General features: G+C 68.3%; 11 protein-coding genes. 5 read left to right on the plus strand and 6 right to left on the minus strand.

What is annotated here, in order from left to right:
* Nucleotides 1-97 precede the first annotated feature (97 nt).
* Nucleotides 98-475, plus strand: a complete 378-nt coding sequence (locus ACIA8C_RS10210) for a hypothetical protein (RefSeq protein WP_397133026.1) — start codon at nucleotides 98-100, stop codon at nucleotides 473-475.
* A 430-nt stretch (nucleotides 476-905) separates the two neighbouring features.
* On the opposite strand, the gene ACIA8C_RS10215 is transcribed toward ACIA8C_RS10210, so the two are convergent.
* Together ACIA8C_RS10215 and ACIA8C_RS10220 are read right to left on the minus strand one after the other, a co-directional pair.
* On the minus strand, nucleotides 906-3,539 hold the full coding sequence (locus tag ACIA8C_RS10215; protein WP_397133028.1) for a DUF6049 family protein: 2,634 nt from the start codon (nucleotides 3,537-3,539) through the stop codon (nucleotides 906-908).
* Nucleotides 3,536-4,072, minus strand: a complete 537-nt coding sequence (locus ACIA8C_RS10220; protein ID WP_107659875.1) for an NUDIX hydrolase — start codon at nucleotides 4,070-4,072, stop codon at nucleotides 3,536-3,538. The genes ACIA8C_RS10215 and ACIA8C_RS10220 overlap by 4 nt, the downstream gene beginning before the upstream one ends.
* A 185-nt stretch (nucleotides 4,073-4,257) precedes the next feature.
* Here ACIA8C_RS10220 and ACIA8C_RS10225 point away from each other — a divergent pair, with 185 nt between their 5' ends.
* Entirely contained in the window at nucleotides 4,258-5,718 is a 1,461-nt protein-coding gene (locus ACIA8C_RS10225) for a CCA tRNA nucleotidyltransferase (RefSeq protein ID WP_397133030.1), read from the plus strand.
* On the opposite strand, the gene ACIA8C_RS10230 is transcribed toward ACIA8C_RS10225, so the two are convergent.
* Nucleotides 5,715-6,530 carry a hypothetical protein gene (locus ACIA8C_RS10230; RefSeq protein ID WP_397133032.1) on the minus strand — a complete coding sequence of 272 codons (816 nt, stop codon included), beginning with the start codon at nucleotides 6,528-6,530 and terminating at the stop codon, nucleotides 5,715-5,717. The two genes, ACIA8C_RS10225 and ACIA8C_RS10230, sit on opposite strands and share 4 nt — an antisense overlap.
* Before the next feature lie 167 nt (nucleotides 6,531-6,697).
* On the opposite strand from ACIA8C_RS10230, the gene ACIA8C_RS10235 reads away from it, so the two are divergent.
* A complete protein-coding gene (locus ACIA8C_RS10235) occupies nucleotides 6,698-7,453 on the plus strand; it encodes a LamB/YcsF family protein (protein WP_397133034.1) in 756 nt (251 codons plus the stop codon).
* A 2-nt stretch (nucleotides 7,454-7,455) separates the two neighbouring features.
* The gene (locus tag ACIA8C_RS10240) at nucleotides 7,456-8,175 is read left to right on the plus strand and encodes an allophanate hydrolase subunit 1 (RefSeq protein ID WP_397133036.1); all 720 of its coding nucleotides are present in this window, start codon (nucleotides 7,456-7,458) and stop codon (nucleotides 8,173-8,175) included.
* A gap of 1 nt (nucleotide 8,176) precedes the next feature.
* Here ACIA8C_RS10240 and ACIA8C_RS10245 read toward each other — a convergent pair whose 3' ends face one another.
* Nucleotides 8,177-9,706, minus strand: coding sequence for a DUF4185 domain-containing protein (locus ACIA8C_RS10245; protein ID WP_397133038.1), 1,530 nt, complete (start codon nucleotides 9,704-9,706; stop codon nucleotides 8,177-8,179).
* A 226-nt stretch (nucleotides 9,707-9,932) separates the two neighbouring features.
* Here ACIA8C_RS10245 and ACIA8C_RS10250 point away from each other — a divergent pair, with 226 nt between their 5' ends.
* Nucleotides 9,933-10,490 (plus strand): hypothetical protein, encoded by a 558-nt coding sequence (locus ACIA8C_RS10250; protein ID WP_397133039.1) that lies wholly within the window; start codon nucleotides 9,933-9,935, stop codon nucleotides 10,488-10,490.
* 9 nt (nucleotides 10,491-10,499) lie between these two features.
* Here ACIA8C_RS10250 and ACIA8C_RS10255 read toward each other — a convergent pair whose 3' ends face one another.
* Complete coding sequence (locus tag ACIA8C_RS10255) at nucleotides 10,500-11,843, minus strand: MFS transporter (RefSeq protein WP_397133796.1); 1,344 nt, start codon at nucleotides 11,841-11,843, stop codon at nucleotides 10,500-10,502.
* A 64-nt stretch (nucleotides 11,844-11,907) separates the two neighbouring features.
* A complete protein-coding gene (locus tag ACIA8C_RS10260; RefSeq protein WP_397133041.1) occupies nucleotides 11,908-12,372 on the minus strand; it encodes an NUDIX hydrolase in 465 nt (154 codons plus the stop codon).
* Between the last annotated feature and the right edge of the window lie 301 nt (nucleotides 12,373-12,673).

Here is a 12,673-nt window from a genome sequence, read left to right on the forward strand (position 1 = left end):
TCGCCGGGTCTGGGTGCGCCGATCGGGATCGGCCCGGACTGTCCGGGTGCGGGGCGCGGCGGCGCCGGGCGTGGGGCGCCAGGCGCCATCGCACCGGGTGGACCTGGTGCGGGACGCGGCGGGCTGGCGGGAATCGAGCCGGACTGTCCTGGTGCGGGACGAGGTGCGCTGGCCGGGATCGCACCGGATTGACCTGGTGCGGGACGAGGTGGGCTGGCCGGGATCGCACCGGATTGACCTGGTGCGGGACGAGGTGGGCTGGCCGGGATCGCACCGGATTGACCTGGCGGCGGTCCTGGCCGCTGAGCGGGGGGAATCGGGCGAGGCTGCGCCGGTGGCGGTGGCGCCGGATATTGCCGCTGCCCCGGATGTGGTGCGGGTGCGGGTCGTTGCGGCGGAGCCGGCGGCCGCTGGGGTGGCCCAGGCGGCATGCGCTGGCCCGGCCATGGCTGTGGCGGCGCGGAGGGCCTGCTGATGTGCGGCACTCGGGGTGAGGGCGCTTCGTAAGGGCCGGCGTTCATGTCCGGGTCCTCGGTCTCCGCCGGCGGTAGCCGTTCCCACGGCGCAACCGGCGCCCGACGGGCCGGTGGCCCGTCTCGCCGATCGGATCGAGGCCGATGCGCCGATGAGTCATCGTCGCTCATCATGCCTCCTGCGCCCGGAGAGGCAGTGGATCCCGGTCGGCTCGGCGAGCGGCGTCAAGGCTGAATCGCTCACCGTTCCTCCTGGTACTGCCCATTACTCACACCGCCCCTGCGCCGACGCGAGCCTTCCGCGATTGTCCTCCACTCTGCCACTGTGGTTTGTCGGACGTCCAAATCCGGTAGACGCGGCCGGTCTCCGAGGGGCCGAATCATGCCGGGCGATCGATCGGGAGACACCAGGGGGCGCTAGCTCACCGTCCCTCACTGTGCCTCCTGCTGCTCCTGCTGAATGACTCGGTTCTTGGCACGCCGGTACCGATTGACCCGGCGTCGGGTGCTTGGATCAAAGCCTTCGTCGGCCGGATCCGGCTGGCCACGGAACCGGCGCCACAAGCGGCGCCCAGCCAACAGGAACAGCAGTACTCCGGCACATGCGGTAATTATTGCCAGGGTTTGACCATAGGCGTTCGAGCGCACCGAAACCGAGGTGGCATTCCCCAGCGGGATCCCGTCCGGTGTGGTAAGAGAGATCGGAATCACCAGGTTACGACTGTCGCTCACCTCGGTCGGGATTTGGAACGAGCGTGTCCCCTTCGGCGGCAGCTGCTGCTCGCCGAGGTCGGTGATCTTCGCCTCGTGTGGCGCCTCGATGCGGAACTTGATCCGGATGGACACCGGCAGATTGTTCCGCGCGACCAGCAGCAACGGGCTCTGCTCGGACGCGAGGGTGTACACACCGCCGGGCGGCAGCACGGTCACCGAGCGGTAGATGTTGTCCAGCGCCCGGGTGTTCTGATCGAGCCGTCGTTGCGCGAAGGTATCCGCTTGGTCGGCGTCACCGGTCCGCCGATCGGACAGGCTCAGCACCCGGATCAGGTCGTCACGCAGCGGATCGAGGAATTGGCGCGGCGTCGGATCGGCCTCGGGCACATCGACCAGGGCGCGCATCAGCTCGCTGATCCGGTGGCCCTGCGCACCCACCGGCGCGACGAACCGGTCCGGCACCGCGTCGGCGGCGGCTTGCGGCAGGTAGTCGAGCTCGTAGGGCTGCGGGTCCGGGGGTTGCTGGATCAGGTCCTGGAACGATCGCGGCGTCGCGAGATTGCTACGCACCAGCAGCTCGATCTGCCGCAGCAGGGTGGTGCCCTCGTCCTTGCTCGCGCTCCACTGCTGCGGCGGGACCAGTAGTAAGGAACGCGGTTGATTCGGCTGCGGATTCAGCGCGGACCAGGAGATAGCGCCGATCGCGTCCTGCAGCCGGGCGACGCGGGAGTCGTTGCTGACCTCGTAGCGGACCTTGGCGGGGGTGAACGAGGGCGTCGGCGGGTTCGAGCCGAGCGCGGCGAGCGCCGTCGCCGACCAGATGTCGAACGACGCGACGCGCAATGACGGATCGACGGCCGGGGGGGCCGCCGGATTCCCGTTCGGTGCCGACGGATTGGCGGCGGGCGGCGGCACGGCCGCGGTGACCGCGGGCAGTCGGACGATGTCGGGGTCGGTGACATCCGAGGTCTGGCTCGACGTGGTCTGATTCGAGGCGGGCTGGTTCTTGCGGTCGCCGCGCCCGGTGGCCGGCGCCGCAGCCTCGGCCGTACCCGCCGTGCCTTCCGGGGTGACGGCGGAGTCGGCCAGCACCGCCGTGCTGAAACCGTGGCTGCGCAACAAGATTCCCGCACCGTTGTCGATGCTGCCGGAATCCGGCAGGCTCACGCCGCGCACCGATTTGGTGGCCAGAATCGAGTCGATGAGCTCGGCGGGCGCGTTCATCGCCCTGGCCGAGAGGTCCGGATCGTTCACCGCGGCCAGCGCGTCGAGGTCGACCTGCGTGAACGGCAGCGCCACGGTGCACATCGTCCCGGCCAGGGCGCGCAACCGATCCAGCCACGTCTGTGCCTGGGCCGCACCGGTACCAGGCCGTGTCGCACCGTCCGGATCGGAGGGGCTGGCCAGCACCCGATAGCCGTTGGTCATCGCCTGCACCGTGACCAGCAGATCGGGGTCGACCGCGAGGCACACCGAGGCGGCGAGGGCGCGGTCGCGGGTCGGCGTGGTGTCGAACACCGTCTCCAACGCGCCGAGCAGCTGGTCAAGGCGCCCGCCCTTGGCGAGCGAGGCGGCCAATTCGTCGTCGGTGAGTTCGACCTTCCCCTGCGCCGATCCGGGAATGCCGCCGACCAGGCGCGGCCGGTCGGCCAGCGGCCACAGCATCGTCGTCGCCACCGGCGCGTCGGTCGGCGCGGTCACCGCCTGACTCGCGTCCGGCGCCTCGGTGCCCTTCGACACGGGCGGCACACCGAGCACCGGAAGCAGGAACCTGGCGTCGTCGAGCCGAGCCTGGCTGCCGTAGTCCGGTTTGCCGTTGACGTTCAACAGCAGCGGGTACACGCCCGGTTCGCTGATATTCAGTGCGCGTTTGGTGGCGCTCTCGCCGGGACGCAGCGGGATGGTCACGGTGAATTTGGTGCGCTCGCCCTTGTCGAGCTGCGGCACGACGTCCTCGAAGTCGCCGTTCACCTCGTAGTTGACCTGATCCTGCAGCAAGGTCGCGCGCAGGTCGCGCGGTGCCGCGACGGCGGCCGCGCGCTGCACCCGGACGGTGACGTCCTTGACCATGCGATCGCCGATATTCATGATCGAGCCCGACACCGTGAGCGTCGAATCGGTGGTCGTGGTGACCGCGGTCGGCGTCACCGAATCCAGCGACAGCTTCAGGAATTTCGGCCCCGACGTCGTCCCGGTACCGGTGGGCTGCGCCTGCGCCGCGCTCGACATCAGCATCGGCATCGTCAGGGCCGAACCCAGGGTGATCAGCACGGCCACGATGATCCGGAACAGTGCTGGGCCGGCCACCACCCCCCACGGAATCGCAGCGCGACGCCGAAAAGTTTGGGTCATCGCTTGCCGGTCTCCATCCGGTCGATCAGCTTGTTCGCCACCTCGGCCAAGCGGCGTTCGTCCGCGTACGCCAGTCGAGAATTCAACTCGCTCAACGGCACCCACGCCACTTGAGTGACCTCCACGTCGGCGTCGGACAGTTCGCCGCCGGTGGAACGCAGTAGATAATGGTGCACGGTCTTGTGTACCCGCCGGCCATCGGTGACGAACCAGTAATCGATGCTGCCGAGTTCGGCGACCACCACGCCGTTGATGCCGGTCTCCTCGGCAACCTCACGGATCGCGGTTTGCTCGGAGGTCTCCCCCTCCTCGATGTGCCCCTTCGGCAGCGACCACAGCAACCGCCCGCGCCGGTCCGTCCGCCCGATCAGCGCCGCGCTGCGTTTCTCTCGCGGACCGTCCAAGCCGTCGACGACAAGCCCGCCAGCTGAGGTTTCCCGTACCGTGCGCATGCGCGGTTTCGCCGCGTTGGCGGCCGAACCGCGGCGCCGAGGCTGGCGGCGTCGACTGTTCGCGCGATCGGCCGGAGACACCAAAACATCCTACTGTGCGCATTTGCCGAATCTTCGTCGCGGCGCTGAACTCGGCTGTCTCGGTCGGCCATCGATATTCGGCCCGCTCCTGTCGGCAGACCTCGGGTTCGAGCGGAGCCTTCCCCGGGGCCGCGAACGCGCAGCGCCGCGGGGGCGGCAAATCAGACTCGGTAAGCTGCTGATTCGTGGTTTCGACCGAGTCCGAGGACGCAGAGCTGGATAGACGTACCCGATTGCTGGCTGCCGCGGCGGTGACGCTTGGCAGGCTGTCGGATGTACTGGAACCGCTCGGCGAGATGTTCGCGGCGCGGGGCTACGAGTTGTACCTGGTTGGCGGCAGTGTGCGCGACGCGGTGCTCGGCAGGCTCGGCACCGATCTGGACTTCACCACCGACGCGCGGCCCGAGCAGGTGCAGGAGTTGCTGCGCGGCTGGGCCGATCATCTGTGGGACACCGGCGGTTTGGCGTTCGGCACGGTCAGCGGGTCCAAGCGCGGCCAGCAACTGGAGATCACCACATTCCGCAGCGATAACTACGACCGGGTTTCGCGCAATCCCGAGGTCACCTTCGGCGACAATCTCGACGACGACCTGGTGCGCCGCGACTTCACCGTCAACGCGATGGCCGTCCGGATCGGCGCGGACGGTGCGCTGGAGTTCGTCGACCCGCTCGGCGGGATGAACGCGTTGCTGGCCGGCGTGCTGGATACCCCTGCGGCGCCGGAGGATTCGTTCAACGACGACCCGCTGCGGATGCTGCGCGCCGCCCGTTTCGTCTCCCAGCTCGGCTTCGAACTGCAGCCGAGGGTGCACGCGGCGATCACCGCGATGGCCGACCAGATCGATCGAATCACCGCCGAGCGGGTCCGGGTGGAGCTGGACAAGCTGATCGGCGGCGCGCACCCGATCGACGGCATCAACATCATGTGCGAGACCGGGCTGGCCCAGCGGGTGCTGCCCGAGGTGCCCGCGATGAAGCTGGAGATCGACGAGCACCACCAGCACAAGGATGTCTACTGGCATTCGCTCACCGTGCTGCAGCAGGCCATCGATCTAGAGGAGGGCGATCCGGATCTGGTGCTGCGCTGGGCCGCGCTGCTGCACGACATCGGCAAGCCGGACACCAAGCGCAACGAGCCGGGCGGCGGTGTCAGCTTCCACCACCACGAAGTGGTCGGCGCGAAGATGGTGCGTAAGCGGATGCGGGCGCTGAAGTACCCGAAGCAGTTCACCGAGGACGTGGCCCGGCTGGTGTTCCTGCACTTGCGGTTTCACGGCTACGGCAAGGGCCAGTGGACCGATTCCGCGGTGCGCCGCTACGTCACCGATGCCGATGAGCTGCTCCCCCGCCTGCACAAACTGGTCCGCGCCGACTGCACCACTCGCAACAAGCGCAGGGCCGCCGCATTGCGCGGCACCTATGACGACCTGGAGTCGCGCATCGCGGCGCTGCAGGAGCAGGAGGATCTGGCCAAGGTCCGCCCGGATCTGGACGGCAACGCGATCATGGAATTGCTCGGCCTGCCACCGGGACCCGAGGTCGGCAAGGCGTGGCGATACCTCAAGGAGTTGCGCCTTGATCGCGGCCCGATGACCCGCGACGAGGCGGAGTCGGCCTTGCAGGAGTGGTGGAAAGCCCAGGGCTAGAAGACGATCAGCGTCGTTCCGGTGACGATGGCGGAGCGGATCTGCGCCAGATCGAACGACCCGGTGATCTCCGGCAGTTCGATCCGGAAGCGGACCAGGTCGCCGTCGCGGGTGGCGTGCACGATGCGCGCCTGATGCGGTAGGTGTTCCAGCAGCAGCGCCGGTGCGCCGATCATCCGCCGGGGCAGCCGCAGGCCGAGCCAGGTGGCCCGGTGCACGTCGACGGTGACGCGATTGTCCGTCACGGCGGCGTCCACCAGCGCGGTCAGCCGTCGGCGCCGGTGTCTGGCGCGGATCAGCCCGCTGTCGTCGATGTCGAGCGCCCAGTCCAGCGGCTGGCTGTTGATCCAGCCGACCAGGGCCGCCGTGGTGACGGTGCCCTCCAGGTCGAGCCGCGCGGCCCGCACCTTCGTCGGCACGCCGGGAATCAACCGGACGCCGTGCGCGATCACGGTCACGGCCTCGATCGGATGGTCGTCCCAGCGCAACCGGGACAGCACGGTCTTGGTCTGGAAGTGCGCGCCGCGCCGCCGGACCTTCAGCACCTGCAGGGTGGCGTGCACGTCGTGGCCGAGCAGGGTCGCGCTGACTTCCTGTCCGCCGAACCGGCTGAGGATGCCCTCGCTGAGCACGGTCATCAGGACGTCCGGCATCAGCGCCGTGACGGTGCCCGCGCCGAGGTCGGCGCCCGCGTCCACCCACGAGGTGGTGACGGTGATCCACTGCTCCAGCCAGGATTGCTCGAACAGGCGCTTGCCGAGATCGACGGCCCGTAGCGGCGACCAGGACTTCGGATCGAAATACGTGGCCATGATTGGTCCGAGCGTACTTGCCGACGCGGAACGGGACCATCGTGCTGTGACTCAGGTCGCGTTGCCGCCGCCGGACTACCCGCTGACCGGGCATTCTTGCTTGCAGAACGCAGTCACAACGACAATCGGGGTGCTGTCTCCGATATACCGCCACGGAAAGGGTGCATATGCCGCTGGATCTGAACAGTGATCTCGGCGAGGGCTTCGGTCCGTGGAAGATGGGCGACGACGCCGCGATGCTGGACATCGTCACCAGCGCCAACATCGCCTGCGGGTTCCATGCGGGCGACCCCTCGATCATGCGCCGGACCTGCGGGCTCGCTGTGCAGAAGGGGGTGCGGATCGGCGCGCATGTCGGCTACCGCGATCTGGCCGGGTTCGGTCGTCGCGAGGTGACGATGGACCCCGCCGAACTGCGTGACGAGGTGCTGTATCAGATCGGCAGTCTCGACGCGTTCGCCAAGGCGGCGGGCGATCGGGTGCGGTACGTGAAACCGCATGGTGCGCTCTATCATTCGGCCTCGCGTGCGCGCGGGCTCGCGGACGCGGTGCTGGCCGCGATGGTCGATTACGACCAGGAGCTGGCACTGCTCGGTCCCGCCGGATCTCAGCTGGAGCATGCCGCCGAGGCGGCGAAGGTGCGTTTCGTCGGTGAGGGATTCGCCGACCGTGCGTACACACCGGACGGCACGCTTGCCGCGCGCGGTCTGCCGGGTGCGGTCCTCGGCACCAATGAGGCCGTCACGCAGGCGGTTTCGATCGCCATGTCCGGCACGGCGCGCACGGTCGACGGCTCCGGCGAGGTCGCGGTACGCGCGGCCAGCGTGTGCGTGCACGGCGATACCCCCGCCGCCGTGGAGATGGCCCGGCTCATCCGCACCGCCCTGGACGAGGTCGGTGTGCCGGTCGAATCGTTCGGCTGAGCATGACCGGCAGCCGTGCGGCGAATGGCGATTCGGCACCGGCGGACTTCGACCCGGATCGGCTGATCCGGGCGGCAGGCGATGGCGCACTGCTCGTGCTGCCGTCCCGCCACGACGACGTCGCTAAACTTGTTGCGGCCCTGCGCGTCCACCCACCGGCGGGGGCGCAAGACGTGCTGCCCGCCGCGGAAACCGTTCTGGTGACACTGCTTTCGCCGGAGCACGCGGACTCCGTCCGCCAGGAGCTCCTGACTGTGCTGCGCGAACTGCACCGGTCCGCGGCGAGGCAGGATTCGGACATTGTTTCCCGTGGAACACTGCCGGACAACGAATCTCCGGACGATCCGCTGCTGGTTCCGGTGCGCTATGACGGTGCCGATCTCGCCGAGGTCGCGCGACTACTCGACCGGACCGAGGCCGAGGTAATCGCCGAACACACCGGGACGGTCTGGCGATGCGCCTTCGTCGGATTCGCCCCGGGCTTCGGCTATCTGGAGTCACCCGATGCCCGGTTGACCGTGCCGCGCCGACCACAGTCCCGCACCACCATCCCGGCGGGCGCGGTCGCGCTGGCCGGCGGATATTCGGCCGTGTATCCGCGCAGCACTCCCGGCGGGTGGCACCTCATCGGAACCACGGACCTGCGGATGTGGGATGTGGACCGCGATCCGCCCGCGCTGATCCGCGCGGGCCGTTTCGTTCGGTTCGTCGAGACCGACTAGCTCAGTTCGCCGAATCCAGCTGGGCGTGCATGAGATACACGTTGTAGCTAGCCCACGACGACATGGTGAAGTACAGGTCCTTGCCGGTCGACCACGGGTGGATGAAGCCGCCGTAAGCCTGCGGATAGTCGGTGGTGGAGAGCAACGGGGCCGCCTCGGTCCAGCCGCCTTGCGGGGCCGCCGCGTTGCGCACCACGATCGCACCGCGGGCCGAGTCGAGGTACACCATCTGCCACTGCGCGTTGTCCTGGTCGTAGCGCACGGACACCTCGCCGGCCAGGCCGGGAACCAGTGGGGTCGCCTGGTTTTCGGCAGCGGGCGCCCAGCTGCCGTTCACCCAGTATTGGTAGGCCGTGGTGTTGAGCACATCGTCCTTCGGCACTCGGGCCAGCCCGATCACGCCGACCCGTCCGTTGGGCGTGCCGAACATATAGACGTAGTCGCCCTGCGGCACCATCGCCGTGACCTGGAACCGGCCGACGCCGAACAGGTTGTCCCACTTGGCATGCTGATCCTTGGTCCAGGTGCGGCCGTCGTCGTCGGAATAGGCGAGCCCGCCATAGTTGTTCGACCACAGGCCGGGGATCCGACTCCACCGATTCACCGACATGTAGCTCAGATACTGGCGATCGCCCAGCGCGAAGCCGGACGTCGGAATGATGGTCGTCTCCCAGTTCTTGAGCTTGCGGCTGTCCAGGATCTCGGCGGCGTGGCAGCGACTGTCCTGCACCATGTTGTCCAGCGAAAGGCCGTCGGACAGCTCGTGATCGGTGCTGTAACCCAGCACATTGCTGCGCCAATCCTGGTCGTCGTGCCCGGCGCCGCCGACCTGCCAGCCTTTGCCGAAGGTGTCGCCGAAGGCGACGGCGACCTCACCCGGCTTGGTTTCCCACATCACGCCGAGGTCGGTGCCGTCCACCTGCCAGCGCACATCGGTACGGTTCTGCGAGCCGTGCCCGGTGATCTGGCCCGCCAGCCCCACCGACGTCACGCGCGGTGCGGCCACCGCGGCGGCCGGTGGACCCGGCTCGGCGGGGTGCACCACCGGCGGTGGCGCCGGCTGCGGTTCGACGCCGGGGCCGCCGGGCACCGGTACCGGGATGGGCTCGATCTCCGGCTTGAACTCGATGTGCGGAACCTTGATCGGATCACCCGAACTCGGCCGGTTGCCGGTCTCCGGTATGGGACGCGGATCAGGGTCCTGCTCAGGTGGTTTCGCGATATCGCGGATGTCCGGGCAGGGAGTGTGGCACGGATCGGCGGCCAGCGGTCCGGCGTCGATCCTGGTCTTGTCCGGTGCGGGGCCGGGCACGGTGATCGGGGTGAGCTGCGGAATCGGCACCGGGATATCGATCCGGTCCGTCAGCAGCACCGGCGGTGGCGGCGGCAGCGCGGGATCGGGTTCGCGATTCAGCGGATCGAAACCGACCTCGCCGCAGCTGTTCACCGGCGACGGCGCCCACGGAAACGGGGCCGCCTGTGCGGCAGGTACCGGGAGGGTGAGCAACCCGCCGAGCAAGACACCGAACAACGCCGGTGCACACGGTGTTCGGCTTCCGAAGTGGCGCGGCACGTCGGGCGGGCCTGGTTATTCGGCGATCCGAGTGCGCGGAACTGACCCAGTTACCCACCCGTCTAGTAGGTTTCGCGCATTATCGGGGTTCTTCGCCGGAAAACCCATGGCTGGCTGACTCCTGTCGAATCGGGCTGAAGCGAAACGACCGTACCGGAATATCGTGGGAGAAATAGGGAACCGAATGTCGCTCGCGCGCGTCCAAACACATATGAACGAGATCGAGTACGTGTTCGGTACGGGCGACGGCACGGTGCACGTCTGGCACAGCCCGGCCGATTTGGAATTGGCCGGACCGGCCGCAGCCGACGCGATCCGCCTCGACTTCGACGGCGACGGCCTAGCCGACGACGCCATGTGGGACTCCGGTGGTTCCGGCATCGCCGAGGTGGCGGCCCTGGACCTGGACGACGATGGCGTCTTGGACCACTTCTATACCGACCCCGGCGGGCTCGGCACCTGGGACCACCAGATCACCGGGACCGCTTCTGACGCGGTCAGCGAACCGCTGGACTGGATCGTGCGCACCGATCACCAGGAGGCCGAGCAGCACTATGCCGCACAGCCGGATTCGAGCTCGGCGCCATCGGATTTCGACGCCGACCAGTTGCCGCCGATCGTTCATCCGTCGCTCACCGACGCGCCGCCGTCGCACCGTCCGCCGGACGACCTACCCGGTTACCTAGGCCAGTGGATGAATCCCACCGGGCGCCACCTCGACGACGAGCCGATCATCACCTGAATTCGAACGTCACCGAATATCCGTGGGCGCTGCGCCGATGGTCCGCCGCCGCATATTGAGCGCGATGGCGGCAATACCCGCGCAATAGATTCCGGCGCCAACCACAATCACCGGCAATGACCGGCCGTCGTCCGGGATAACCAGTGCCGCAGCGGCAATCGCCAGGATGAACGCGATATTGAACACCGTGTCCTGCAAGGCGAATACCTGTCCGCGCCGCGCGTCGTCGATATCGATCTGCATCGTCGCGTCGCCGGTCAACTTGATCGTCTGCCCGGCGAGACCGAGCAGGAACGCCCCGGCCAGCAAGAGATGATGCGCCCGCGGCACCGCCGACCCCGCGTCCGCGACGGCGATCGGGGTGACCAGTGTCAACTGCACCACGGTCGCGGTCAGCAAACCCGCGAGCACCGTCTTCGACCGGCCGAGCCGCGGAATCAGCAGCGGCGCAACAATAGCCGCCACCAGCATGCCCGAAGCGGTGGCGGCAATGGCCACGCCGAAGCCGAGCAGCCCGCTGTTCAGCCCGGAACCATCCGTCGGCGCCTGCCGCAACACCAGCACCATGATCAAGGTGTTGAGGCCGAACACGATTCGATGCGTCCCGATGCCGAGCATCGCGGTGGTCACCTGCACCGACTCCCACACCGCCGTCGCACCGGTGCGCAGCCCGGTGGCAATGGCGTGCAGCGCGCTCTCGTTCGCCGTCGCGCCCGCGTCCGGTCCGAGCACCCGCGGCGCGAACCCGGCCGCGAGCAGCGCGCTGATCACCGACCCGATGCCACTCACCGCGACCGCGACCGCCGAGGCGAAATCTCCCGCGCCGATCAGCCCGATCACCGCCACCGAGGCGGCCGCGCCGAGCCCGGCACAACCCGAGGCCACCGTCGCGAGCACCGAATTCATCGGCACCAGCCAGTGCTGGGCGAGCACCCTCGGCAAGGCCGCGGACACACCCGACAACACGAACCGGCTGATCCCCACCACGGCCAGCGCGAGCAACAGCAGCGGCGTCTCCCCGATACCGGCGAGCAGCCCCGCGGCCACCACGACGATCAACACCGCCCGCGCCACATTCGCCACCAGCAACACCGTGCGCCGATCCCAGCGATCCAGCAGCGCACCCGCATACGGTCCGATCAGCGAATACGGCAACAACAGCACCGCGAATCCGGCGGCAATGGCCAGCGGATCGGTCTGCCGCTCGGGATTGAACAGAATCGCCCCCGACAGCGCCGCCTGGAACATCCCGTCGCCGAATTGCCCGATGAACCGCACAATGGCCAGGCGGACCACACCCGGGCTCTCGCGTAACGCGGTCCACAGCGGCTCCGGCCGCTCGTCCGAGGGAATGGAGCTCTCCGAGCGACCAGTGGACACGCCGCGAGGGTACTGGTCGGGGCGCCGACGCGCCGAATCAGCGCGATTCGGTGACCAGGGCGCTGACTGCCTCGCGCATTTCCGGTGCCATCGGCAAGGCGTCGAGGGCGTCGGCGTCGATCCAGGCGAACGCGTCGTGCTCGCCGGGTTCCAGCGCGACCTCGCCCGGTTCGACGTCCACCACGAAGCTGTATTTGCGCACCCTGGACTTGGTTCTGGTGGCGTAGTCGATGCCGCCGAGGAAGTCGGTGATGCTGCGCATCCGCAGGCCGGTCTCCTCGAACAGCTCACGCTCGACGCATTCGGCGAAGGTCTCGCCGGATTCGACTCCGCCGCCGGGTAGTTCGTACATGCCGCCGTGATAGTCGTCCGGTATCCGGCGGACCACTAGAAGTTTGCGGTCGCGGAACACCGCGACGCCCACGACGAAATGCGCGATACCGTCGCGACGGGCCTCGCCGCGGAGTTGTCGCTCGATGCGCGCGAGGGTCTCGGGTCGCATCTCCTGGTCACCTCCGGTTGCATTGCGGCGCATCATTTTACGAATTCGGACCGGGCCCGGTACCGGCGCGTGCGGTAATCACCCGCCGTCTCGACGTACCGGTTGGTTCTGCTCGCCTGACGTTCACCCGCTGGTCGCTCGCGTAAAATGCCGAGTGCAGGACAATTTACTAGGAATGTGGAGTACCGCGCCGTGTGTGCTCCTACCCTGAAAGGTGATCGGTGCACGGTCCCGAGAGGAGGACCTTGATGTCCACACTCAAGCCTGCGCCTCGCCGGCGCTCGGCTCCGGCTCGCGCGCC

This window comes from Nocardia sp. NPDC051321 (assembly GCF_044455225.1).
GTDB lineage: Bacteria > Actinomycetota > Actinomycetes > Mycobacteriales > Mycobacteriaceae > Nocardia.